The sequence below is a fragment of the Streptomyces flavovariabilis genome (assembly GCF_000725785.1).
GTDB lineage: Bacteria > Actinomycetota > Actinomycetes > Streptomycetales > Streptomycetaceae > Streptomyces > Streptomyces hawaiiensis.
In genome coordinates this window covers 135,596-159,802 of sequence record NZ_JNXD01000006.1, presented here as the reverse complement: position 1 = coordinate 159,802, position 24,207 = coordinate 135,596, and the positions used below count along the sequence as shown (strand labels likewise).

Genomic DNA, 24,207 nt, shown 5'->3' with positions numbered 1-24,207 from the left:
CCACCGCCTCACCGACTGCCGTCGCGGACCGTGCCGGACAGGCTGAAACGCCCCGTCAGGGGGTGGGAGGCGGGTGGGTAGGGTGACGGCGTGACGAGAGTCCGGTTGAGTGTGGCCGAGCGGCGCGGGGATCTGCTGCGGGCCGCCATCGAGCAGATCGAGGCGAGGGGTGTGGCGGCGGTCAGAATCGCCGACGTGGCCTCCGCGCTGGGCGTGAGCAACGCGCTGGTCCTCTACCACTTCTCGACGAAGGAGCAGTTGGTCGCCGCCGCGTTCCGGCACGCGGCGGAGGGCGACCTGGCGCATCTGCGCAAGCTGCTCGGCCGCCGTGCACCGGCGCTGCGCCGGCTGCGGTCGGCCGTACGGTGGTACGCCCCGACCGGGCAGGCCAAGGGCTGGCGGCTGTGGATCGAGGGCTGGGCGGCGGCGCTGCGCGACCCCACGCTGCGGGGGGTGGCCCAGGACCTCGACCGGCAGTGGAAGGCGGCCCTCGCCGAGGTCATCGCGGAGGGCGTGGCCGCCGGCGAGTTCCGCTGTCCGGACCCACAGGGCACGGCCCTCCGTCTCACCGCCCTCCTCGACGGCCTCGCCGTCCAGCTGACGTCCTACGCCGGGGCGGTGCCGCGAGCGCGGGCCCAGGAGTGGGTGGAGGAAACGCTCGTCCGTGAACTGGGCCTGGAGGAAGAGCGGCTGGCCACCTAGGGGGTTTCCGACGGCTCCTGGAGGCCACGGCTGCGACGCCTGCGGGCCGTGCCGGTGTCCGGCACGGCCCGCAGGCGCGGGAGCCGCTCTCACGCCACCGGTGCGATCCGCATCCTGATGTCGTCCGGCGACAGCGCCCCCTTGGCCGTCACATGGTCGCCCGACGACTCCCCGCGCAGCCGGCGCCCGATCCACGGCACCAGGAACTCGCGCGCCCAGGCGACGTTGTCCCGCCGCACGTGGAGCGCGCCGCGCGGGGGCAGCGGAGGCCACTCCTGCTCGGGGTCGGCCGGCACGTCGAGGCCGAGGACCTGGCCCGCGCGGAGCGCCACGCGCGTGTGCCCCTCGGGCGACAGGTGCAGCCGGTCGGCGTCCCAGGCCCTGCGGTCCCGCACACTGCGCAGGGACCACAGGTCGAGCACCGGGCAGCCGTACCGGTCGGCGATGGCCCGGACATGTCCGTTGTACGTGGCGATCTTGCCGCGCAGGTGCTTGAGCACGGGCACGCCACGGGTGTCGAACCCGGTCGTCACCATGACTGTGCCGGACACGGCGGTGAGCCGGGCCAGGGCCCGCTCGAAGCGCTCGGCCACTTCGTCCGGGTCGGTGCCGGGCCGGATGATGTCGTTGCCCCCCGCGCAGAACGAGACGAGGTCCGGGGCCATGTCGACGGCCCGCGGAACCTGGTCCGCCACGATCTGGTCGAGGAGCCTTCCGCGTACGGCGAGATTGGTGTACCGGAAGTCGCCCTCGGGCCTGCGGTCGGCGAGAAGCACGGCGAACCGGTCGGCCCAGCCGACGAACGCCCCGTCGGGGCCGGGATCACCGACGCCCTCGGTGAAGCTGTCCCCCACCGCCACGTACGACCCGATCACTGCTCTGCTGTCACTCTTCGAATCGTCTGCCACAACAGCTCATGATTCACCTTCGAATGTGACCTACGCGACCGTAGGAAAGGGTTGACGGGCGGTGAGATAAGCCACTCCTAAAGTGTTCGCCAACTCCGGAATACACCGCTTGTCATGGATGTTTCGGAGTGAGCCGCCAGACCCGGAATCCACTGATCCGGAAATGGCTCCAGACGGTCCGGAAGGCGAAGTGCCCGCTCGTGTAGGGCTGCGGATCGGTGTGGTCGAAGACGAGCCGTCCGTTGTTCCACCATTGGACCGTCGAGCCGTCGGAGACGATCCGGACCCGGTTCGGCTCGCCCGGGACCAGCAACGGCTCGGTGTAGTCGAAGACCAGCGGGCGGACGCCGGGCTCGCCGACGTAACGGCGCAGCCGGGTCGTGGTGTTGTGGTTGGCGCCGTAGCCCGCGTAGTACGTCGTGAGGTGATCGTACTCGTCGAGGGCGCCGCCACGCGGCGTCGCGAAGAGGTCACCCGGGGAGCGGACGTCGGTCGCGTTCCAGAAGTTGTTGAGGTCCGAGACCCGGTCGTTGACCCCGCCCTCGGAGACGGGAGTGGCGGTGTACTCGAGGAGGTACGGCCCTGCGAGCCGCCGCCTGAACCACACGGTCGCGCCGCTCGGTACGTCGATCTCCAGGATGCCGCGGGAGGCGGTGACGGTGCCGCCGTCCTGGAGTTCGGTGACCCACTGCCCGAGGCCGTGACAGAAGTCGTCGTGGGCGATGAGGCGGCGGTGACGGGGCGCGGCGTGCGCGGCGGACGTGGGGGCGAGGGCCGCCAGGGCGGCCCCGGCGGCCAGGGCTCCGAAGGCTCTGCGGGTGGTCGGCACGGTGACACAACTCCTCGGGATCCGCCGGGAAGGCTCGGGAAAGCGCTTGCACTCCGGACGGGGTCACTCTGTCCCAACTGCCGCCGCCTGTCGATCCCTTGGGGCGGTCAGCGGCACGCACACACCGAAGGCCGGACCCGGGGATCGGGGTCCGGCCTTCGGTCGCGTGTCAGGCAGGCGGTCGTGCGGCCGGTCAGCCGACGGAGACGCCGTGCGAGCGCAGGAAGGCGACCGGGTCCACGTCCGAGCCGTAGTCCGGCGTGGTGCGGATCTCGAAGTGCAGGTGCGGTCCGGTCACGTTGCCGGTCGCGCCCGACAGGCCGACCTGCTGCCCGGCGGTCACGCTCTGGCCGGCCGAGACGGAGAGCTGGGACAGGTGGGCGTACTGGGCGTAGTGGCCGTCGTCGAGCTTGATGACGACCTGGTTGCCGTAGGCGCCGCCCCAGCCGGCGGAGACGACCGTGCCCGCGCCGACCGCCTTGAGGGAGGTGCCGGTCGGGACGACGAAGTCGACACCGGTGTGGTAACCGCTGGACCACATGCTGCCGGACATGCGGTAAGGCGTGCCGACGGTGGCACCGTCCACCGGGAGGGCATAGCCACTGGAGTTGCTCTCGGCGGCCGGCTTGGCGGCGGCAGCCGGCTTCGCGGCGGTCTCCGCCTTCGGGGCCGACTCGGCGGCGGACTGCTTCGGGGCCGAGGCCTTCGGCGCGGACGGGGCCGAGGGCTTCGGCGCGCTCGCCGCCTTCTTGCCGATCGACAGCTTGAGGCCCGGGTGGATCAGCGACGGGTCGGAGCCGACGGCGTCACGGTTGTCCGCGTAGAGCTTCTTCCAGCCGCCGCTGACGTTCTGGTCGTCGGCGATCTTGGCGAGGTAGTCGCCGGCCCGCACGCTGTACGTGCGGGCACCGGTGGCCTTTTCGGCGGCCTTCTTCTCGGCCGCCGGAGCGGACTGGGCGGCCTTCTCCGGAGCCGACTGCGGGGTGGCGGCGTGGGCGCCGGCGGCCCCCATGAGCGGCAGGGCGAGGGCGGCCCCGCCGGTTCCGGCGACGGCGATGGAGCGGGTGAAACGCTGGGTTTTGGGGCGGCGGTGCTTACCCTTCGCGGGCATGGCGAATTCCTCTCCGTCGCCTGCGAGGTGAGCTGTCGGGTGCGGGCTGGAGATGCCCGGCCGCGCCGGGGCGCGGCTTAACCCCAAGCCGTTCCGGGAACCGGAACAGGCGTCTTACCTGTGGGTCCCCCGCTCCTGCCGTACGTCGGGTCAGTGTGTGGGGCTCCGGGCGGCGGCAGGATTAGGCGTCCGTCCGGATTGGTGTGGAACGTAAGCGACCAAGACGCAATGGGACAAGCTTGCGGTTGCCCGTGACGGTGTTTTTCTTGACGCGCCGGCACCTGCGCCGTCACCGAGCGTGGATTACCGATCTCCCGCTTTCCTCAATGGCCCTGCACAATGCCGGAATTACGTGAGCATGGCGACAACGCATCGTCACGAATATGACGATGGTCACGCACCCCGACCTCATCTCCTTTACGATCGGGGCACGTTATCCCTTAGCGACCGAAGCGCTTTATTCGGACAGAACGGCTACTTCCGCTTAAGGCGGACGACCGCGGCGTCCAGATCCCCGCTCAGGCCGACCCGCAGTCCGTGATGAAGCAGCACGGCCCCTCGGTGAACTTCGCCCGTTTCGAGGCATTCGTACGATGCGGTCGGGTCGAGGGCGCGCAACCGGAGTGCCGGCACGGGCTCGCCGTAGCGCTGCGCCTGGAGCCAGGCGAGGACGACGGTCTCGTCGCCGAGGGTGTACTGCACGGCGCTCGGTCCGCCCTCCGGGGGCCGCAGCCGGTACAGGTCGCCGCGCTGCACCACGGGCCGGATCTCCTTGTAGAGAGCCACCCACTCCCCCGCCTCGGCGAGCTCCCCCTGCGTCCACTTCGTGAGGTCGCCGCCGACCCCGAGCACCCCGGCCATGGCGCTGACGAACCGGAACTTCAGGGAGCTGGCCCGGTGGTTGAGCATGGCGTTCGGGCTGTCGGTGACCCAGGCGGCCATGACCCGGGCCGGATGGATCTGGCTGAAGCCGTGCTGGATGGCGAGCCGGTCGAGCGGGTCGGTGTTGTCGGAGGTCCACACCTGGTCCGTGCGGCTCAGCACACCCAGATCGATCCGGCCGCCGCCGCCCGAGCAGGACTCGAAGGCCACGCCCGGATGGGCCGCCCGCAGCCGGTCCAGCAGGGCGTACAGGCCGCGCACGTGGTCGATCCACAACCGCTGCGGGTAGGGGTCGTCCGGCCAGCCGGCGTCGGTGAAGCAGCGGTTGAAGTCCCACTTGACGTAGTCGATCGGCGCGCCGGCGAGGAGCCCGTCGAGCTGCTCCCACAGGTACTCCCGGACATCCTCGCGGGCGAGGTTCAGTACGAGCTGATTGCGGAACTCCGTCCGCTTTCGTCCTGGTTGGTACTGCACCCAGTCGGGGTGTGCGCGGTACAGGTCGCTGTCCGGGTTCACCATCTCGGGCTCGACCCAGATCCCGAACTGCATGCCGAGGCCGTGCACGTGATCGGCGAGCGGCTTCAGCCCGCCCGGGAAGCGGTCGGGGTTGGGGCTCCAGTCGCCGAGCCCGGCCCGGTCGCTGATGCGCGCCCCGAACCAGCCGTCGTCGACCACGAACAGCTCCACGCCCATGGCGGCGGCCCGCTCGGCGAGCGCCCGCTGCTGCTCCTCGGAGATGTCGAACTCGGTGGCCTCCCAGGAGTTGAACAGCACCGGCCGGTCCTGCCCGGCGTCCGGGATCACGTACGCCCGCTGGTAGGCGTGCCAGGCGCGGCTCGCCCCGCCGAAGCCGCCGTCGCTCCAGAGCCCGGCGAAGAGGGGGGTCGTGTACGACTCCCCCGTGCCCAGCGTGAGCAGGCCCGAGTCGTCGTAGCCGGCTCCGCCGGTGATCTGCACGCGCGCGTCCGGGAGCTGGGCCACGGCGATGCGCCAGGACCCGGACCAGCCGAGGGCGCAGCCGTAGACCTCGCCGTGCTCCTCGGTGGCGTCGGTGTCCAGGGCGACCCACGGCAGGTGCTGGTGGGAGGTGTGGCCGCGGCGGCTGCCGATGACCTTCTCGCCGTGGGTGAGGGCAGAGCGCGTCAGTCGGGACTCGGCGCCCCAGCGGCCGTGCAGCTGGGACAGCCGCCAGGCGTCACGGTCGGGCAGGGTCCAGGTCGCGGAGTCGGCGCGCAGCAGCTCGACGGCCGGACCCCGGTTGTCCAGGGTGACCCAGCGCTCGACGACGTCCGTCGAGGGGCGCATCCGGTAGTGCAGCGTGACGGCCAGGTCGCCGTCGCGGAACCGGAGCCGCAGCTCGTCGTCCTCGGTGTCGTGCCCCTCGAAGATCCACTCGGTGCCGCGCCGCTCGGCCGTGCGCACGGACAGGGCGGGGCGGACGAAACGGGGGCCGCCCTCGACCGGGTACTCCTCGCGTCCGTCGAGCGGGGACTCGAAGGGCCAGTAGTCCGGCAGCGGCCGGACGGCGAGGGCCTCGGCGTCGGCGAGGCCGATCCGGGGACCCCAGTGCAGGTGCAGCAGCTCGCCCCGTTCGGTGACATGGACGGCGTAGCTGCTGGCCGGGCCGGAGAGCACCCACGTACGACCGTCTTCGGAGATGTCCAGCATCATGCCCTCACAGATTCGAACAAGCCCGACCAGGTGCGACCAGGCGGCAACATCATCAAGGGCCGCGGGGGCTCCGGGCAACGCCTGTGGACAACTCATTGCCCCAGGCAGGCATGTCGTATCGTCGAGTGACGCCCGCCGACGAGCCGCGCCGGCGGCGCCGAAGGGGAGGAGCCCTCGTGACACAGCAGGTCCCGTCGACCGAGCCCGAGCTGGCCGGAGTGCGCAACTTCCGTGACGTGGGCGGACTTCCGACCGTGGACGGACGGCGGCTGCGCCAGGGAGTGCTGTTCCGCAGCGGTCACCTGGCCCACGTGACCGGGGAGGACGCCGCGTTCCTGACCACCCTGGGCCTGCACACGATCTTCGACTTCCGCAACGCGGCCGACCAGAAGCTCGAGGGGCCGGACGTCGCGCTGCCCGGCGTGCGCAATGTGAACCTGCCGCTGAGCGACCCCGCCGACGGCGCCGAATTCTGGAAGATGGTCCGCGACGGGGACCTGGACCAGCTCCGCGCGATCCTCGCCGACGGCAAGGGCGCGGACCGGATGATCGCCTCGTACCGCATGATCATCAGGGACCGCACGGGTGAGCACTCCCAGGTGCTGCACGCGCTCGCGGAAGACAGCGTCCCCGCGCTGATGCACTGCGCGGCGGGCAAGGACCGCGCCGGTCTGTCCGTCGCGGTGACACTGCTCGCGGTGGGCGTCGAGCGCGAGGCGATCGTCGACGACTACCTGAAGTCGAACGCCAAGCACCGCCGTTACAAGGTGCATCGCAGCAGCTCCGCCGCCTCGGCCTACTCCCCCGAGGTCATGGAGCTGCTCAGCCCCCTCTTCGACGCGCGCGCCGAGTACCTGACGGCGGCCTTCGACACCATCGAGGAGACCTGGGGCGGCGTCGACACCTACCTGGAGAAGGGGCTGAAGCTCACCCCGCAGACCCGGGAACGGCTGCGCGAGCGGCTCCTCGACTGAGGCGCCCGGGCGGAGCTATTTCGCGCCGACCTCGAACAGCAGGTACACGAACGCGGCGAAGACGTGCCCGAGGACGAGATAGATGAGCAGCCTCACCCACAGGCCGCGGGAGAACTTCTCTTCCATGTCCCTCATGACCCGCCTCCCGGGGTGGGGCCCAGGCACAGGGCGGCCGTGGGACTCTGCAGCAGGGTGTGGACGAAGAGCAGCTCGACGCCGTCGTGATCCTCGGCGGCGATCCGGTGCGGAGTGAGCGAGTCGAAGTGGGCGCTGTCGCCGGCCGCGAGCCGGTGCGTGGTGTCTCCGAGGCGCAGCCGCAGCCGGCCGCGCAGCACATGGAGCCACTCCTCGCCGGGGTGGACGCGCACGATGTCGCCCTGAGAGCCATGGGGGACGTGGACGCGCAGGGCCTGCATCCCGCGGCCGGGGGCGCCGGCCTGCCAGTAGGTCCAGCCGCCCGCCGCCGTGGGTTCCATGTCGGCCGCGCGGATGACGGAGTCCCGTTCGGCGACCGTCTCGCCGAGCAGTTCGGAGACCGTCGTACCGTAGACGCGGGCGAGTGCGAGCAGCATCGGCAGCGAGGGCTGGCGCTGCCCGGTCTCCAGTCGGGAGAGGTGGGCGGGCGACAGGCCGGCGGCGCGGGCCGCGGCCTCCAGCGTCAGGGAGGCCTGGCGCCGCAGCGCCCGCAGCTGGGGCGCGACGGCGGTCAGCGCACCGGCCGCCGGTTCGGCCGGTGAGTCGGCCCCGGAGGGCCGCTCGGTCTCGGAGGAGCTCATGCCTCCATTCAGCCGGAGCCTTGCCTCAGCGGCAACTTTCTTGCCTCACAGGCAAAAAGCCAGGGGAGTCTCAGCGTGTGCGACCGACGCGGAGTCCGAGCGTGGGCGACCGATCGGAGTCTCAGCGGTTGGCGACCGCCTGCTTGACGAGCGTCTTGCCGAAGTCCCACACCAGCCCGCCGTTGTGCGCGTCGTCCATCACGGCCGTGAAGGCGTCGACGAACCGGTCCACCTCCCGCTCGCCGATGATCAGCGGCGGGATCAGCTTGATCACCTCCATGTGGTCGCCGGAGACCTGGGTGAGGATCCGGTGCCGCTGCAGCAGCGGGACGACGACCATCTGCGCGAAAAGCCCCTTGCGGGCGGCCTGGAGCATGGCCCAGCGACTGCGCAGCTTCAGCGACCTGGGCCGGCCGAACTCAATGCCGATCATCAGGCCCCGGCCGCGGACCTCGGCGAGCATCTCGTAGGTGTCCGTCAGCGCCGCGAGCCGGGATCTGAGCTGCTCCCCGGTGGCCCGGACCTTCGCGATGATCTGCTCGTTCTCCATCACCGACAGCACCGCGAGGCCCGCCGCCATGGCCTGCGCGTTGGACCCGAAGCTCGCCGAGTGGACCAGCACCCGGTCCATGGACGAGTAGACCTTCTTGAAGATCCAGTCCTTGCCGATCGTGGCGCCGACCGGCACGTAGCCGCCGGAGAGCGCCTTGGCCACGCACACCAGGTCGGGTTCCACGCCGTCCTCGTGCTGGTAGGCGTAGAAGTCGCCGGTCCGGCCCAGGCCCGTCTGCACCTCGTCGGCGATGAGCAGCGCCTTGTGCCGGTGCAGCAGCTCCTGCGCCGCCCGCAGCCAGCCGGGCGGGCCCTGCAGGACGCCCTTGCCCTGGATCGGCTCGACGATCAGCGCGGCGACGTCGCCCTTCTTCAGCTGCCGTTCGAGTGCGTCGAGGTCGCCCAGGGGAACGGCCGTGTCGGGCAGCAGCGGGGCGAAGCCGTCCCGGAAGCCGGACTCGCCGTTCACGGAGAGGGAGCCGGTGGTCAGGCCGTGGAAGGCGTGCGCGCAGTACAGGACCCTGGGCCTGCCGGTGACGAACCGGGCGAACTTCAGCGCTGCCTCCACCGCCTCGGTGCCGCTGTTGCCGAAGAACACCCGGTCCAGGTGCGGGCTGTGCGCGAGCAGCTTCTCGGCCAGCAGGCCCGGCAGCGGCTGGCAGTCGAACCGGGTGAGATCGGCGAGAGAGGCGTCCAGCACATCGTGCAGGGCCTTGCGTACGACGGGGTGGTGGCGGCCGAGGCCCATCACCCCGAACCCGGCGAGCATGTCCAGGTAGTCGTTGCCGTCCGCGTCGTGGAAGTAGGCGCCCTCGGCGCGCTCGTAGACCTTGTCGAAGCCGATGGTGTGCAGCATGCGCGGGAGCTGGTGGTTGAGGTACCGGGTGTGCAGCTCGTAGCGCTCGGCTCCGCGCTCGGCCAGCAGCTTGCCGAGGTCGAACTCCCCGGCCTGCGACGGCTCCGACGCGGACTCGGCGGTTGTCATTCCTGTGGCTCCTTGGACTGCTCTTGCTTGACGGCCAGGCTCGCGCTGATCCGTCCGGCGACCTCGACGGGCGTCAGGCCGATGTCGGCGAGCACTTCACCGCGCTTGGCGTGCGCGAGGAACTGCTCGGGGATGCCGAACCGCCGCACCGGCACGTCGACGTCGGCGTCGCCGAGGGCCAGCGCCACGGCCGAACCGACCCCGGCCGCGCGGCTGTTGTCCTCGACGACGGCGACCAGGCGGTGCTCGGCGGCGAGGCCGGGGAGCGCCGGGTCGACGGGTTTGACCCAGCGGGGGTCGACCACGGTGCAGCCGATGCCGCGCGCTTCGAGCAGCTCGGCTGCCTGAAGGCAGACCGGCGCCATCACGCCGACGGCCACCAGGAGCGCCTGCGGCTCGGAGGAACGGTGCAGCACGTCCAGTCCGCCCACCCGGTCCACGGCCGGGATCGCCGGGCCCACGGACTCCTTCGGGAACCGCAGCAGCGTCGGCGCGTCGTCGACGGCCACGGCCTCGCGCAGCTGTGCGCGCAGCTGGTCGGCGTCCCGCGGCGCGGCGATCCTGAGCCCGGGCACGACCTGGAGGACGGACAGGTCCCACATGCCGTTGTGGGAGGCCCCGTCGACGCCCGTCACCCCGGCCCGGTCCAGGACGAAGGTCACCCCGCAGCGGTGCAGGGCGACGTCCATGAGGAGCTGGTCGAAGGCGCGGTTGAGGAAGGTGGCGTAGACGGCGACGACCGGGTGCAGGCCGCCCGTCGCCAGGCCGGCCGCGGACACGGCCGCGTGCTGCTCGGCGATGCCGACGTCCCACACCCGGTCGGGGAATCGCTCGGCGAAGGCGCCGAGACCGACCGGATGCAGCATCGCGGCGGTTATCGCCACCACGTCCTGGCGCTCCTCCCCGATCCGGACGATCTCCTCACCGAACACCGAGGTCCAGGAGGGGCGGCCCGACGGGGAGAGCGGTGCGCAGGTCAGCGGGTCCATCACGCCGACGGTGTGGAAGTGGTCCTCCTCGTGGGCGAGGGCGGGCTCGTAGCCGCGGCCCTTCTCCGTGAGGCAGTGGACGAGCACCGGCCCGTGGAAGCGTTTCGCGCGCCGCAGCGCGGACTCCACGGCTGCGGTGTCGTGGCCGTCGATCGGCCCCAGGTACTTCAGGCCCAGGTCCTCGAAGAGGCCCTGCGGGGCGAACGCGTCCTTGAAGCCCTTCTTCGCGCCGTGCAGGGCCTCGTAGAGGGTGTTGCCGACCAGGGGCGTGCCCTGCAGCACGTCCTTGCCCCAGGCCAGAACCCGCTCGTAGCCGTCCGTCGTGCGCAGGGTGGCGAGGTGGTCGGCGAGGCCGCCGATGGTGGGGGCGTAGGAACGTTCGTTGTCGTTGACGACGATGATCAGCGGGCGGTTCCTGGCGGCCGCGATGTTGTTCAGGGCCTCCCAGGCCATGCCGCCGGTGAGCGCCCCGTCGCCGATGACCGCGACGACATGGCCCTTCTCCCCCTGCACCTGGCGGGCCTTGGCGAGGCCGTCGGCCCAGCCGAGCGCCGTGGAGGCGTGGCTGTTCTCGATGACGTCGTGCTCGGACTCTGCACGTGAGGGGTAGCCGGACAGGCCGCCCTTGCCGCGCAGCTTGGAGAAGTCCTGGCGTCCGGTCAGCAGTTTGTGGACGTAGCTCTGGTGGCCGGTGTCCCACAGGATGCGGTCGACCGGCGACTCGAAGACCCGGTGCAGGGCGATGGTCAGCTCCACCACGCCCAGGTTGGGTCCCAGATGGCCGCCGGTCCTGGCGACCGCGTGCACCAGGAACTCCCGGATCTCTTCGGACAGTTCCCCCAGTTCCGCCTCGGACAGCGCCTTCAGGTCGCGTGGTCCCCGGATGTTCTCCAGCATCGTCACGCTCAAGCCCCCTTCGGTTCCGTGCTGTTCAGCTCACGGTGACGGCCGGCTCCCCCGGCCCCACGCCGTCCTGCTCCATCTGCTCGGCGATCTTCATCGCCTCTTCGATCAGCGTCTCGACGATCTTCGACTCGGGTACGGTCTTGACGACCTCGCCCTTGACGAAGATCTGTCCCTTGCCGTTGCCGGAGGCCACTCCCAGATCAGCCTCCCGCGCCTCGCCGGGCCCGTTGACCACACACCCCATGACGGCCACCCGCAGCGGCACCTCCATGCCGTCGAGCCCGGCCGTGACCTCCTCGGCCAGCTTGTAGACGTCGACCTGGGCGCGCCCGCAGGACGGGCACGACACGATCTCCAGCCGGCGCTCCTTGAGCCCGAGGGACTGGAGGATCTGAATGCCGACCTTGACCTCCTCGGCCGGCGGCGCGGACAGCGACACCCGGATCGTGTCGCCGATGCCCCGGGACAGCAGCGCCCCGAACGCCACCGCAGACTTGATCGTGCCCTGGAAGGCCGGGCCCGCCTCCGTCACGCCCAGGTGCAGCGGGTAGTCGCACTGCTCGGCCAGCTGCCGGTACGCCTCGATCATCACGACCGGGTCGTTGTGCTTGACGGAGATCTTGATGTCGCGGAAGCCGTGCTCCTCGAACAGGGACGCCTCCCACAGCGCGCTCTCCACGAGCGCCTCCGGGGTCGCCCTGCCGTACTTCTGGAGCAGACGCCGGTCCAGCGACCCGGCGTTGACGCCGATCCGGATCGGCGTGCCGTGGTCCTTCGCCGCCTGGGCGATCTCCTTGACCCGGTCGTCGAACTGCTTGATGTTGCCGGGGTTGACGCGGACGGCCGCGCAGCCCGCCTCGATGGCCGCGAAGACGTACTTGGGCTGGAAGTGGATGTCCGCGATCACCGGGATCTGCGACTTGCGGGCGATGGTCGCGAGCGCGTCCGCGTCGTCCTGCGTGGGGCAGGCGACCCGGACGATCTGGCAGCCGGACGCCGTCAGTTCGGCGATCTGCTGCAAGGTGGCGCCGATGTCCGACGTACGGGTCGTCGTCATCGACTGCACCGACACCGGGGCCCCGCCCCCGACCGGCACCGGTCCGACCTGGATCCGGCGCGACGCGCGGCGCTCGGCGACCGGCCGGACCGGCACCTCGGGGACACCCAGCGAAACAGCGGTCATGTGCTCACTCCCGGTTTCCGGAGACCGTCTCGCGCAGGGCGCGCAGGGACTCCTTCAGCGATCCCATGGTGGCGAGCACGGCGGTGGGCTCGTAGCCGCAGTGCGCCATGCAGTTGGCGCAGCGCGGGTCCTTGCCGCGGCCGTACTTGTCCCAGTCGGTGTCCTCGACCAGCTCCCGGTACGTCGGCACGTACCCGTCGCTCATCAGGTAGCAGGGGCGCTGCCAGCCGAAGAGCGAGTAGTTCGGGATCGCCCACGCGGTGCAGGGGAAGTCGACCTTGCCCTCGAGGAAGTCCAGGAAGAGCGGCGAGTGGTTGAGCCGCCAGCGCCGCCGGTTGCCGCCGGAGAAGGCCTTCTTGAACAGCTCGCGGGTCTGCTCCACACCGAGGAAGTGCTCCTGGTCGGGGGCCTTCTCGTAGGCGTAGGCGGGCGAGATCATCATCTCGTCGACCCGGAGGTCGTCGTTGAGGAAGTTCAGCACCTCGATGATGGTCTGCGGGGTGTCGGTGTTGAAGAAGGTCGAGTTGGTGGTGACCCGGAAGCCGCGCCGCTTGGCCTCCTTGATCGCCTCCACGGCCTCGTCGAACACTCCCTCCTTGGCCACCGACTCGTCGTGCCGTTCGCGCAGCCCGTCGATGTGCACCGCGAAGGCGAAGTAGGGGGAGGGCTTGAAGTTGTCCATCTTCTTGCGCAGCAGCATCGCGTTGGTGCACAGGAAGACGTACTTCCGCTTGGCCACCAGCTGACGCACGATCTCGTCGATCTGCGGGTGCATCAGCGGCTCGCCACCGGCGATGGACACCATGGGGGCGCCGGACTCCATGACCGCGCCCACGGCCTGGGCGACCGGCATGCGCTGCTTGAGCACCCCGGCCGGATGCTGGATCTTGCCGCACCCCTCGCATTTGAGGTTGCAGGCGAACAGCGGCTCCAACTCGACGATCAGCGGAAACTTGTCCCGTCGGCGGATCTTCTGTTCAGCCAAGTACGTAGCGACCTTGATGGACTGTCGGAGCGGCATGGCCATCTGGCTCACCTCCTGGGGAGCAGCAAGGAACGGTGCCATTCGAAGAAAGCGGGAAGGACGGAGCGAAGGACACGGAAAGCTGATATTCCACCGCGCACCGTGCCGATCCGGACGAGCTCATGCTCAGGAGCGTCCACGACCACCCGGACGGCCGCAACCGGGCGCTCGCCCGCGCGCACGGCGCTCAGGAGCGTGACGGCGGACTCCATGTCGACCGCGATCGCGCCGGTCGCGCGCAGAGCGGACCGTTCGGGGCCGCGCACGACATGGTCGGACCCGGTGAGCGGCCCGGTGTGCACGGTCCGCCCGGGCAGCGCCCGGGCCAGCTCCTTGACCAGCAGCTCGGCCCCCACGCAGGGGGTCGTGCCGCGCGGGTCGCGGGTCTCCTCGGCGACGACCAGATCGCCGGGGTGCATGCCCGGCGCGAGGCCCGCGCAGAAGCCGGTGGCCAGGACGGCGGCGTCGCACAGGGCCGGGTCGGCCAGCATGCGCGTGACGGCCCGCTCGGCGGCCGCCGGCCCCATGCCCGTCCGCAGCACCGTGACCGGCCCGTCGGCCCCGCCCCGGCCGCCCGCGCGCAGGGCGAACTGCTCGATGCCGAGCGCGCACGCGATCAGCAGCGGGACCGGGGCGGGCTGTACGCTCATCCGCTCCCCTTGGCCTCGGCGAGCGGCTTCCCGGCCAGGCTCCCCCGGAGCCCCTCGGCCTTCCCGCTGCCCCGGAGCTGCTCGGCGAAGGGCTCTCCGTGCAGATAGCGGCCGAGGGCGGTGAGCGGGAACACCTGCCGGTAGAGGTGGTAGTTGATCGAGAAGTCCCACGGGAAGCCCGTCCCCGTGAAGTACGGCTCGTCCCAGGAGCCGTCCTCCCGCTGGGTGGCGGCGAGCCACGCGACACCGCGTTCGACGGCCTTGGAGTCCCGCTTCCCGGCCGCGAGCAGGGCCATCAGCGCCCACGCCGTCTGCGAGGCGGTCGAGGCGCCCCGGCCGCTCCACTCCCTGACGTCCTTGTAGGAGCGCAGGTCCTCGCCCCAGCCGCCGTCGTCGTTCTGGACCGACTCCAGCCAGGTGACGGCCCGCCGGATCGCCGGGTGCGCGACGGGGAGGCCGGCGGCGGTCAGGGCGGGGACGACGGACCCGGTGCCGTAGACGTAGTTGACGCCCCAGCGTCCGAACCATGAGCCGTCCGGTTCCTGCTCGGCCAGCAGCCACTCGATGCCGCGCCGGGTACGCGGGTCGTGGGCGAGGCCCTCCACCGCGAGCATCTCGACGACGTGCGCGGTGACGTCCGCGGAGGGCGGGTCGATGACCTCGCCGAAGTCGCAGAACGGCAGCCGGTTCGGGAAGGGGCTGGTGTTGTCGACGTCGAAGGCGGCCCAGGCGCCGTTCTTCGACTGCATGCCGAGCGTCCAGCGGATGCCGCGCCCGATGGCCCGGTCGACGCGCTCCGGGTCGTGGTGGGTGATCCGGCGCAGCGCGAGGATCACCTCGGCGGTGTCGTCGATGTCGGGGTAGTTGTCGTTGTGGAACTCGAACGCCCAGCCCCCGGGCGGCAGTCCGGGCCGCTTCACGGACCAGTCACCGGGCCGGACGATCTCCTCGCCCAGCATCCAGTCGGCCGCCTTCACCAACTGCGGGTGATCGGCGGGCAGTCCGGCGTCGACGAGGGCGATGGCCGCCAGGCAGGTGTCCCACACCGGCGACTGGCAGGCCTCGATCATCCGGGCCCCGTCCTCGCGCCACACGGCGAACCGGTCCAAAGACGCCAGCCCCTCGCGCATCACGGGGTGTTCGAGGTCGTAACCGAGCAGATGCAGGGCGATGATCGAGTACACGGCGGGGGGCTGGATGCCACCCCAGCAGCCGTCGTTCTCCTGCCGTTCGATGATCCAGCGGGCCGCGCTGTTCATGGCGGCCCTGCGCAGTCGGCGTGGGGCGATCTTCCGCAGGGCGTGCAGGCCTCTGTCCATCCGCTGGAAGGCCCCGTCCCAACTGAACGTTGGGGCGAGGGGCTTGACCGGGTTCGGGTGGTCCGGGTCGGTGTGCAGCTCGTCGAGCGGGAAGGGCGCGGGACGTACCGGACGCTTCGCGGATACGATCGTCAGCGGGACGATGGTCTGCCGGGCCCAGCAGCCGAAGTCGTAGATGTTGAGCGGTACCCACTTCGGGAAGAAGACGAGCTCCGGGGGGAGTTCGGGCAGGTCCTCCCACTTCCACCAGCCGAACAGGGCCAGCCAGATCCGGGTGAAGACCCGGGCGGCGGCGATGCCGCCCCGCGCGCGGATCCAGGCGGAGGCCTTCGCCATGTGCGGGTCGTCTGGCGCGTCACCGGCCAGACGCAGGGCGACGTACGCCTCGACGGTGGCGGACAGTTCGCTCGGCCCGCCGTAGAAGGTGGCCCAGGTGCCGTCCTCGCCCTGCTCTCCGCGGATGAAGAGCGCGGCGGCCTGGGTGGTCTTCTCGTCGCGGATGCCGAGGAACTGACGGAGCAGCAGGTCCTCCGCGTCCATCGTGACGTTGGTCTCGAGGTCGCCCTTCCACCAGCCCTGGGCGTCCTGGCGGGAGAGCAGGAAGTCGGTGGCGCGCCGGGCGGCACGTGCGGCGGCTTCCGGTACCCCGGCCGCCCCGGGGGTGTGCGTGTCGGTGTCGCTGGCCGCGGCGGCGCGGGGTGGCAGGGCCCCGGTGCTTCCGTCGGTCGTCGCTGTCATGGCTTCCCCTTCGTGCAGTGGTGCAAGGTGTGCAGCTGCTGTGGGTCCGCCGTCGGCCGGTGCTCCGTGATGACTCGCGGGCACCGGCCGGCGACTACGCGAGGGCTATTCGGCCGATAGTGATCATCTCTTCCGTACGACGACGAAGTCCGCGAGGGCCGTGAACTGTGCCCGCACCCGGTCGGGCATGTCGACGGCGTCGAGGGCCTCGATGGCGATGGTGTGCTGACGGCGCGCTTCGCCGGCGGTCCACTCGCGGCCGCCGGCCTCCTCGATGAGGGCGGCGCGGGCCGCGAACTCCTCCTCGGAGAAATCCTCGGCGTCGCTGCTCTTGGCGTCGGCGGCGAGGATCTCGCCGAGCCGCTCGGAGGCGGAGCCCCCCGCCGCGAGGGCCGCGACGACCGGCAGTGACTTCTTGCGCTGGCGCAGGTCGCTCCAGGTCTGCTTGCCGGTGGAGACCGGGTCGCCCCAGATGCCGAGGAGGTCGTCGACGGCCTGGAAGGCGAGGCCCAGGTGGTAGCCGTACTTCTCGAGGGTGTCGGCGGTGCGGTCGTCGGCGCCGCCGAGGACCGCACCGACGGAGCTGGCGCAGGCCAGCAGGGCGCCGGTCTTGTTGCCCTCCATCTCCAGGCATTCCTCGACGCTGACGCGGTCGCGGTGCTCGTAGGCGATGTCCTGGGCCTGGCCGTCGATCAGGGCGCGGGTGGCGGTGGTCAGACGGCGGGTGGCGCGGCCCGCCTCGACGGTGCCGAGTTCGAGGAGCACCTCGTTGGCGAGGGCGAACAGGGCGTCGCCGACCAGGATGGCCTGGGCGGGGCCGTGCACCTTCCAGACCGTGTCGCGGTGGCGGCGCTGCTCGTCACCGTCCATGAGGTCGTCGTGGAGGAGGGAGAAGTTGTGGACGAGTTCCACGGCGACAGCGCCGGGGACGCCGGTCTCCGGGGCGGCCGACATCACCTCGGCGGACAGCACCGCGAGGGCGGGGCGCACGGCCTTGCCGCCGTCCCCCTCGGCGGGCCTGCCCTGGGCGTCGATCCAGCCGAAGTGGTAGGCGGCAACAGTGTCCATGGGAGGTGCCAGGCGGTCGACGGCCGCCCGCAGTACCGGTGTGGCCAGGGTTCGGCCGCGCTCCAGCAGCGCGGTCACGTCCACCGCCTCGGCAGTCTCAGAGGCCGGGGGCACAGTGGGCACAGTCTCTCCTCTTGTCGCGGTACCGGGGGTGCGGGGGCCGCCTGCCGCTGAGGCCTGAGCCGGCATCATGCCGCCTCCTCGAACTCGAAGAGGGCTTGCGGACGGGGCCGGCCCAGGGCGCCCAGCACGGCGTCCGCCGCGCTCACACCACTGCGGACCGCACTCTCCATGGTCGCGGGCCACCCGGTGGCGGTCCACGATCCGGCCAGGTACAGGCCGGATGCCTTGGTGCGGGCGCCGGGCCTGAGGCGCCCGACGCCGGGGGTGGGAGCGAACGTCGCGGTGCGCTCCCGGGTGACGAAGAAGTCCCTCACTTCGGCGCCGCGGGTCAGCGGCAGCAGTCGCTCCAGCTCAGGCAGGTACCGCTCGCGCAGCACGGCCACGGGCTCGTCGATCTCGTCCTGCGCCGCCGACTGCGACACGGCGAGGTACTGCCCCTCGCGCAGTCCCGATGCGTCGGTCCGGTCGAAGACCCACTGCACGGGGCTGCCGAGGGCGGTGAAGAACGGCCGGCCGAGGACCTTCCGGTCGTACACCACATGGACGTTGAGGATGGGCGCGGTGCCGATCTCCAGGAGCCGTTCGGGCGCGTCGAGGGCGCCCGCGGGCAGCAGGTCGTGCGCCTCGCGCTGCGGCACGGCGAGGACCACCGCGTCGGCCTCCAGCGTCTCGCCGGGAACGGCGACAGTCCACTGCCCGTTGCCGTTCGAGGAGACGGAGGTGACGCGGGTACGGACCTCGGTGCGCACGCCCGCGGAGTCGAGCGCCTTGCGGGCCAGCCGGTCGTGCAGCTCGCCCAGCGGGACACGCGCCCAGCCGATGTCGGCCGCGCCCGGGTCGGACAGCAGGCCCGTCTTGAACACCATCGCGGCGAGCCCCAGGGAGGCGTCGCCCGCGACCGCGTTGAGGGTGGCGACCCCGACCAGGTCCCACAGGGCCTCGACGGCGCGCGCCGACTGGCCGTGCGCGGCCAGCCAGCTGCCGAAGTCCCGGTCGTCCAGCGCCGGGTCGGTGAGGTCGAGTCCCTTGAGCGCGAGCGCGGCCCGGCCCACCTTGGCGCGGTCGGCGAGCGACAGGTGCGGATAGGTGGCCAGGCTGCGGCCCAGGTGCAGCGGCACGGGCAGGGCGTCCCGCCGCAGCCTGCCCAGCCTGCGCCCCTCGGGCCGGGCGAGGTCCAGCACGGGTACGTCGAGCCGGTCCTGGAGCGGGGCGAGCGCGGCGCCCTCAATGCGGTCGAGGAACCAGCGGTAGGCGGTGCAGCAGCGCAGGTAGACGTGCTGGCCGTTGTCGACGGTGAGATCGCCGCGCTGGAAGGAGAAGGCCAGACCGCCCAGTCGCGGCCTGCCCTCCAGCAGGGTGACGCGCACCCCGGCGTCGGCGAGCGCGAGCGCGGTGGTGACACCGGCGAGCCCGCCGCCCACCACGACGGCGTGCCGCCCCTGTGCGACCGGTCCTCGGGACCGTGTGCCGTGGGTCATCGCGCATCCTCCCCCGCGGCCTTGGCGTGCTGCTCGAACGGTGCACGACCGGCCGTCTCCGTCAGTGACGCCGCCCCGCACCGGAGGGTTGCCCGCCGGTTGTCTCCGACGGCTCGGCCGTGAGGGGCGCCCTGGTCCCGCCCGGCCGTCCGGGCCACGTGGACGGGACCGTCCGGCCCGGCGCCGACGGCCTCCACGCGTCCCCGCCGACGGGCCGGGGAGAGCACCGGTTCGAACTCGTGGCGGGCCCGCGGGGCGTCCTGCCCGCGCTCGGCCGCCCGGGCCACGTGGACGGAAGCACCCGGCACGGCGCCGACGACCGGGGAGAGCACCGGCTCGGCCTCGTCGCACGTCCGCGGGGCGCGCGGCACGGCGCCCTCCGACGCTGCCGCGCGGCCGGGGTGAGTCCGGTCGCCGGTGGTGTCTCGCTGGACCGGTCCGTGGGTCACGCACGCCTCCTGACGGTCCGCCGGGTCACATACCGGGCGTCCAGACCGGACAGGCCGCGCACGGCGACGTACGCCTTCTCCCGGCCGGGCAGGGAGACCCGGCCGCGCAGCACGGCCTCCGGGTCGCGCTCGATGCGGTCGAGGAGGCGGCGGTAGATGCCGGCCATGGCGGCGACACAGGCGCCGCTGCGCCGGTCGAGCATGGGGAGCAGCCGGTAGCCCTCGGCGAACAGGGCGCGGGCCCGTCGCACTTCGAAGTGCACGAGGCCTACGAAGTCCGAGCCCTCCGGCGGCCGCGGCCCGCTGAAACCGGCCGAGCAGCCGAACTTGGCGAGATCGTCGGCGGGCAGGTAGGTGCGCCCGCCCACGGCGTCCTCGCGGACGTCTCTGAGGATGTTGGTGAGCTGAAGCGCGAGACCGAGCGTGTCGGCATACTCCGGCGCGCGGTCCACGCCGCGCGCCCCCGGTTCCGTACCGAACACGCCGAGCGAGAGCCGCCCGATCGCGCCCGCCACGCAACGGCAGTACACCTTCAGGTCGTCCCAGGTCTCGTAGGTCTCGCCGTGGACGTCCATCAGGACGCCGTCGATGAGCTCGTCCAGGCCGCCGAGCGGAATCGGGAAGTGCCCGGCGGCGTGCGAGAGGGCGACGGCGACCGGGTCGGTGTCGTCGTCGTCGATTCCGTCCTCGCGGATACGGGTGAGCACCGCCCGGGTCTCCTCCAGCCTGGCCACCTTGACGTCCTGGGCGAGCGCGCCGTCGCCGATGTCGTCGACCCGCCGCGAGAACGCGTACAGGGCCGACATCGCACGGCGCTGGGGCGTCGGCAGCAACCGGATGCCGTAGGCGAAGTTGCGGGCCTGCCGCCCGGTGACGGCCTCGCAGTAGCTGTAGGCGGCGAGTACCGGTGGGGACGCGTGTGGTTCCGACTCCACGGTCCGGATCACCCCTCTCCTCGCAGAGTCACGCCCACCTCACGCAGCAACCGGACCTTGCCGGGCTTGGGCGGGCCGGGAAGTACGTCGTATCCGGCGGCGGCGATCGCGTGGACGGCCGCCCTTCCCCCCGCCACGAACCCTGCGAGCAGCAGCTTCAACCTGCCGTGGACGCTACCCACCAGGGGGGCGCCTTCATTCAAAAGATCCCGGGCCCTTTGCGCTTCGTACGCGATCAACGCACGGACCGACGCTCCGGCGGTTTGCCGGGCGAGATCCGCTTCCTGGACGTGAAAGCGTTTCATGTCGGCTGCGGGCAGATAGACGCGGTCGCGTGCGAGGTCCTCGGCCACGTCCTGGAGGTGCTCGACGATCTGGAGGGCCGTGCAGATCATGTCGGAGCGGCGGATCCGCTCGGGTGTCGAGGTGCCGGTGACGGCGAGGACGAGACGGCCGACGGGATTGGCGGACAGCTCGCAGTAGGCGAGCAGGTCGTCGTAGGTCTCGTAGCGGCCGACCAGCTGGTCCTGGCGGTTGGCGGCGATCAGGCCCAGGAACGGCTCGGGGGTCAGCGAGCAGCGGCGCACCGTCGGCTGGAGGCGGCGCAGCAGGGGATGGCGCGGGGTCGAGCCGAAGACCCGGCGCAGGTCGGCCTCGAAGGCGTCCAGCAGGACCAGCCGGTCCTCGGCCTCTCGCGCGGACACACCGAGCAGGCGGGCGTCGGCGCCGCCGGGGGCCAGGTCACCGTCGCCGATGTCGTCGACCAGGCGGGCGAAGCCGTAGACGGCCATGAGGTCGGTGCGCCAGGCCCGGGGCAGGAAGAAGGGGGCCACCGGGAAGTTCTCGCCGGCGGCCTTGTCGAGCGTGCCGCGCTCCGGATCGACGGGGCGGGCCGTGCCGGTTCCCGTCACCGCCGGCTGCCCGGCGCGGGGACGGCACGTGCTGCGTGGAGCTGGGGAGTTTCCGAAGCCATCGCCGTCACATCTCCCGTTCTACACTGCCGACCCAATACACACTATTTCGGACACGCCGCCCGGCCGTCCGCACGGTGGCCCGACGGGCGGTGTCGCGCATTATTGCCCTGATTGCCGTGTTTCGGGACCGGTACAGCTTACGTTGTACAACGCGACACGGTTCGTCAGGGTGTCCCGCACCTTACGAGAACACACCGATTGGCCCCAAGATTCCTGAGATGGGCCGGAGTTGACGTTTCCTTTGCAGACGCGGGGCCCCGCCGGAGCAGTTCCGTCGGGGCCCTGTCCGAATCCGGCTACTTGCCCGTGAACTTCTCGTACTCCTTGAGCACCTCGTCCGTGGGGCCGTCCATGCGCAGCTCGCCGCGTTCCAGCCACAGGACGCGGTTGCAGGTGTCGCGGATGGACTTGTTGTTGTGACTGACCAGGAACACCGTGCCGGCTTCCTTGCGCAGCTCCCGGATGCGGTCCTCGGAGCGCTTCTGGAACTTCCGGTCGCCGGTCGCCAGAGCCTCGTCGATCATCAGGACGTCGTGGTCCTTGGCCGCGGCGATGGAGAAGCGGAGCCGGGCCGCCATGCCGGAGGAGTAGGTGCGCATGGGCAGGGTGATGAAATCACCCTTCTCGTTGATGCCGGAGAAGTCGACGATGTCCTGGTAGCGCTCCTTGATCTCCTCACGGGACATACCCATGGCGAGCCCGCCCAATATGACGTTCCGTTCGCCGGTGAGGTCGTTCATCAGGGCCGCGTTGACGCCGAGCAGCGAGGGCTGGCCGTCGGTGTAGACCTTGCCCTGCTCGGCGGGCAGCAGTCCGGCGATGGCCCGCAGCAGCGTCGACTTGCCGGAGCCGTTGGAGCCGATCAGGCCGATGGCCTCGCCGCGGTACGCCACGAAGGAGACGCCGCGCACGGCGTGCACCTTGCGCACGCCCCGCTCCTCGCCGCGCTTGACGATGCGGCTGAGGGCGGCGGTGGCGCTGCCCTTGCCGGCCTTGGCGCCGTTGACGCGGTAGACGATGTGCAGGTCGTCCGCGACGACGGTGGGGATGCGTGCGTCCTGCTTCTGCTCAGCCACGGCCGTACCTCTCCTCCGCCTTCCAGAAGTACACGAAGCCGCCGACGGCGAACAGCACGGCCCAGCCGCCCGCGGCCGCCCACACGTGGTCGGGAAGGAACTTCGAGCTGTAGTCGTCGATGAGGGCGAAGCGCATCAGGTCCATGTAGATCGCAGCCGGGTTCCACTGGAGGACGTTCGCGATCCAGCCCGGCTTGTCCGCCAGGAAGATCGGGATGGAGAACATCACCCCCGACGCGTACATCCAGGTCCGCATCACGAACGGCATCAGCTGCGCGAGGTCGGGGGTCTTGGCGCCCGCCCGGGCCATGATCAGCGCGAGTCCGGTGTTGAAGCAGAACTGCAGGACGAGCACCGGCACGATCAGCACCCAGGACAGGTCCGGGTAGTGGCCGAAGCCCACCGTGACGGCGAACAGCACGATCATCGAGAACAGCAGCTGCTGGAGCTGCTGGAGCGCGAAGGAGATCGGCAGCGAGGCGCGGGGGAAGTGCAGGGCGCGCACCAGGCCGAGGTTGCCGGAGATCGCGCGCACACCCGCCATCACCGAGCTCTGCGTGAAGGTGAACACGAACACACCCGTGACCAGGAACGGGATGTACACCTCCCGGGACATGCCCCGGTCGGCCTCCAGCAGGAGACCGAAGATGAAGAAGTACACCGCGGCGTTCAGCAGGGGCGTGGCCACCTGCCACAGCTGGCCGAGCTTGGCCTGGCTGTACTGCGCGGTCAGCTTCGCCCGGGAGAAGGCGAGGATGAAGTGCCGCCGGTCCCAGAGCTGACGGACGTACTCGATGAGGGACGGCCGGGCGCCGCTCACGGTCAGCCCGTGCTTGGCGGCGAGTTCCCCCGCCGTGAGGCCCTCGTCGGGCGCCGCGGGCGCGCTCACCGCGACCGTGGCGTCGTGCGTTGTCTCACTCACTAGTGGAAACTTTCGTCTTCGAGATGCTCGGCCTGTGCCGGTCTGGCATGAGCCGGGGCCAGGGTACGGCCCGGGGGCTCCCCGGGTGTTCCCGGATACGAGCTTGTCAGATGACGGGGGGCCGGCCCAGCCGGGTCAGCCGCCACACCGTACGCCACTTCATGGGCCGGCGGGGCCCGCACGAGGTGGTCCAGCCTTCGCGGAATCCTCCGAACCAGGCCCGCAGCGCACTGCGGGAGGGACGCCGCAGGAGGGTGAGCAGCAGCCACACGCCGAGGTAGACCGGGACGAGCGGCGCGGGGAGGTTGCGGCGGGCCAGCCAGACGCGGTTGCGGGCGACCATGCGGTGGTAGACCGCGTGCCGCGAGGGAGCGGTCGTCGGGTGGTACAGCACCATGTCGGACCGGTAGTCGATCATCCAGCCCGCGTCGAGGGCCCGCCATGCCAGGTCGGTTTCCTCGTGGGCGTAGAAGAACGCGTCCGGGAGTCCGCCGACGTCGGCGAAGACGCGGGTGCGGACGGCGTTGGCGCCGCCGAGGAAGGTCGTCACGCGCGAGGAGCGCATCGGGTCGGACGCGCGCAGCCGGGGGACGTGGCGGCGCTGGGTGACGCCGGTCTCCGGGTCGGCTATGCGGAAACTCACGATGCCGAGCTTCGGGTCGGCCTCGAACGCCGTGCGGCACAGCTCGGCGGTGTCGTGGCTCGCGAGCAGCCCGTCGTCGTCCAGGAAGAGCAGGATGTCGACGTCGCGGCCGGCGGGGCCGAAGGCCTCGATGCCGACGTTGCGGCCGCCGGGGATGCCGAGGTTCTCGGGCAGCTCGATCGTGCGGACGCCCTCGGGGACGTCCGGGACGGGCGAGCCGTTGCCGACGACGACCACCTCGACCCGGTCGCCGTCCTGCTTGGCGACGGAGTCGAGCAGGGCGCGCAGCTCCTCGGGCCGGTTGCCCATGGTGATGATGACGGCGCCGACCTTCATGCCG

Annotated in this window: 22 protein-coding genes and 1 riboswitch; of the genes, 2 read left to right on the top strand and 20 right to left on the bottom strand. The window is 71.3% G+C overall.

Annotation, left to right across the window (positions count from 1 at the left end; translation table 11 throughout):
• The first annotated feature begins 90 nt into the window (after positions 1 to 90).
• Complete coding sequence (locus tag IO24_RS0112920) at positions 91 to 702, top strand: TetR/AcrR family transcriptional regulator (protein ID WP_078899245.1); 612 nt, start codon at positions 91 to 93, stop codon at positions 700 to 702.
• A gap of 89 nt (positions 703 to 791) precedes the next feature.
• On the opposite strand, the gene IO24_RS0112915 is transcribed toward IO24_RS0112920, so the two are convergent.
• The 4 genes from IO24_RS0112915 to IO24_RS0112900 form a co-directional block, all read right to left on the bottom strand.
• The gene (locus tag IO24_RS0112915; protein ID WP_031135167.1) at positions 792 to 1,577 is read right to left on the bottom strand and encodes an SGNH/GDSL hydrolase family protein; all 786 of its coding nucleotides are present in this window, start codon (positions 1,575 to 1,577) and stop codon (positions 792 to 794) included.
• A gap of 145 nt (positions 1,578 to 1,722) precedes the next feature.
• Entirely contained in the window at positions 1,723 to 2,439 is a 717-nt protein-coding gene (locus IO24_RS0112910; protein WP_031135165.1) for a DUF6250 domain-containing protein, read from the bottom strand.
• 193 nt (positions 2,440 to 2,632) lie between these two features.
• Positions 2,633 to 3,550 carry a M23 family metallopeptidase gene (locus tag IO24_RS0112905; protein ID WP_031135162.1) on the bottom strand — a complete coding sequence of 306 codons (918 nt, stop codon included), beginning with the start codon at positions 3,548 to 3,550 and terminating at the stop codon, positions 2,633 to 2,635.
• Between the two features lie 4 nt (positions 3,551 to 3,554).
• Positions 3,555 to 3,709, bottom strand: a riboswitch (cyclic di-AMP (ydaO/yuaA leader).
• Between the two features lie 315 nt (positions 3,710 to 4,024).
• Entirely contained in the window at positions 4,025 to 6,100 is a 2,076-nt protein-coding gene (locus IO24_RS0112900; RefSeq protein WP_031135160.1) for an alpha-galactosidase, read from the bottom strand.
• A gap of 179 nt (positions 6,101 to 6,279) precedes the next feature.
• On the opposite strand from IO24_RS0112900, the gene IO24_RS0112895 reads away from it, so the two are divergent.
• Positions 6,280 to 7,077, top strand: a complete 798-nt coding sequence (locus IO24_RS0112895; protein WP_031135158.1) for a tyrosine-protein phosphatase — start codon at positions 6,280 to 6,282, stop codon at positions 7,075 to 7,077.
• 15 nt (positions 7,078 to 7,092) lie between these two features.
• Here the strand turns inward: IO24_RS0112895 and IO24_RS40600 are convergent, their stop codons facing one another.
• From IO24_RS40600 to IO24_RS0112815, 16 genes are all read right to left on the bottom strand, one after another.
• Positions 7,093 to 7,212 (bottom strand): DUF6126 family protein, encoded by a 120-nt coding sequence (locus IO24_RS40600; protein WP_037667814.1) that lies wholly within the window; start codon positions 7,210 to 7,212, stop codon positions 7,093 to 7,095.
• Positions 7,209 to 7,853: a helix-turn-helix domain-containing protein gene (locus tag IO24_RS0112885; protein WP_031135156.1), complete on the bottom strand. Its 645-nt coding sequence runs from the start codon at positions 7,851 to 7,853 to the stop codon at positions 7,209 to 7,211. The genes IO24_RS40600 and IO24_RS0112885 overlap by 4 nt, the downstream gene beginning before the upstream one ends.
• 121 nt (positions 7,854 to 7,974) lie before the next feature.
• Entirely contained in the window at positions 7,975 to 9,390 is a 1,416-nt protein-coding gene (locus tag IO24_RS0112880; protein ID WP_031135155.1) for an aspartate aminotransferase family protein, read from the bottom strand.
• The gene (dxs, locus tag IO24_RS0112875) at positions 9,387 to 11,282 is read right to left on the bottom strand and encodes a 1-deoxy-D-xylulose-5-phosphate synthase (RefSeq protein WP_031135154.1); all 1,896 of its coding nucleotides are present in this window, start codon (positions 11,280 to 11,282) and stop codon (positions 9,387 to 9,389) included. Before dxs ends, IO24_RS0112880 begins: the two co-directional genes overlap by 4 nt.
• 28 nt (positions 11,283 to 11,310) lie before the next feature.
• Entirely contained in the window at positions 11,311 to 12,468 is a 1,158-nt protein-coding gene (ispG, locus tag IO24_RS0112870) for a flavodoxin-dependent (E)-4-hydroxy-3-methylbut-2-enyl-diphosphate synthase (RefSeq protein WP_031135152.1), read from the bottom strand.
• A 4-nt stretch (positions 12,469 to 12,472) separates the two neighbouring features.
• The gene (hpnH, locus tag IO24_RS0112865) at positions 12,473 to 13,495 is read right to left on the bottom strand and encodes an adenosyl-hopene transferase HpnH (protein ID WP_031135150.1); all 1,023 of its coding nucleotides are present in this window, start codon (positions 13,493 to 13,495) and stop codon (positions 12,473 to 12,475) included.
• Between the two features lie 5 nt (positions 13,496 to 13,500).
• Positions 13,501 to 14,142 carry a phosphorylase family protein gene (locus tag IO24_RS0112860; RefSeq protein WP_031135148.1) on the bottom strand — a complete coding sequence of 214 codons (642 nt, stop codon included), beginning with the start codon at positions 14,140 to 14,142 and terminating at the stop codon, positions 13,501 to 13,503.
• Positions 14,139 to 16,199: a squalene--hopene cyclase gene (gene shc / locus IO24_RS0112855; RefSeq protein WP_037667813.1), complete on the bottom strand. Its 2,061-nt coding sequence runs from the start codon at positions 16,197 to 16,199 to the stop codon at positions 14,139 to 14,141. Before shc ends, IO24_RS0112860 begins: the two co-directional genes overlap by 4 nt.
• 123 nt (positions 16,200 to 16,322) lie before the next feature.
• On the bottom strand, positions 16,323 to 17,390 hold the full coding sequence (locus IO24_RS0112850) for a polyprenyl synthetase family protein (RefSeq protein ID WP_037667812.1): 1,068 nt from the start codon (positions 17,388 to 17,390) through the stop codon (positions 16,323 to 16,325).
• A 65-nt stretch (positions 17,391 to 17,455) separates the two neighbouring features.
• Positions 17,456 to 18,868 carry a hydroxysqualene dehydroxylase HpnE gene (gene hpnE, locus IO24_RS0112845; RefSeq protein ID WP_031135142.1) on the bottom strand — a complete coding sequence of 471 codons (1,413 nt, stop codon included), beginning with the start codon at positions 18,866 to 18,868 and terminating at the stop codon, positions 17,456 to 17,458.
• Positions 18,865 to 19,317, bottom strand: a complete 453-nt coding sequence (locus IO24_RS42015) for a DUF6380 family protein (protein WP_031135140.1) — start codon at positions 19,315 to 19,317, stop codon at positions 18,865 to 18,867. The genes hpnE and IO24_RS42015 overlap by 4 nt, the downstream gene beginning before the upstream one ends.
• Positions 19,314 to 20,264, bottom strand: a complete 951-nt coding sequence (gene hpnD / locus IO24_RS0112835; protein WP_031135138.1) for a presqualene diphosphate synthase HpnD — start codon at positions 20,262 to 20,264, stop codon at positions 19,314 to 19,316. The genes IO24_RS42015 and hpnD overlap by 4 nt, the downstream gene beginning before the upstream one ends.
• A complete protein-coding gene (gene hpnC / locus IO24_RS0112830) occupies positions 20,261 to 21,163 on the bottom strand; it encodes a squalene synthase HpnC (protein ID WP_031135136.1) in 903 nt (300 codons plus the stop codon). The genes hpnD and hpnC overlap by 4 nt, the downstream gene beginning before the upstream one ends.
• A gap of 359 nt (positions 21,164 to 21,522) precedes the next feature.
• Positions 21,523 to 22,302: an ABC transporter ATP-binding protein gene (locus IO24_RS0112825; protein ID WP_031135134.1), complete on the bottom strand. Its 780-nt coding sequence runs from the start codon at positions 22,300 to 22,302 to the stop codon at positions 21,523 to 21,525.
• Positions 22,295 to 23,224 (bottom strand): ABC transporter permease, encoded by a 930-nt coding sequence (locus IO24_RS0112820; RefSeq protein ID WP_031135132.1) that lies wholly within the window; start codon positions 23,222 to 23,224, stop codon positions 22,295 to 22,297. Before IO24_RS0112820 ends, IO24_RS0112825 begins: the two co-directional genes overlap by 8 nt.
• A gap of 106 nt (positions 23,225 to 23,330) precedes the next feature.
• A complete protein-coding gene (locus tag IO24_RS0112815; RefSeq protein ID WP_031135130.1) occupies positions 23,331 to 24,203 on the bottom strand; it encodes a glycosyltransferase family 2 protein in 873 nt (290 codons plus the stop codon).
• Positions 24,204 to 24,207: the final 4 nt, after the last annotated feature.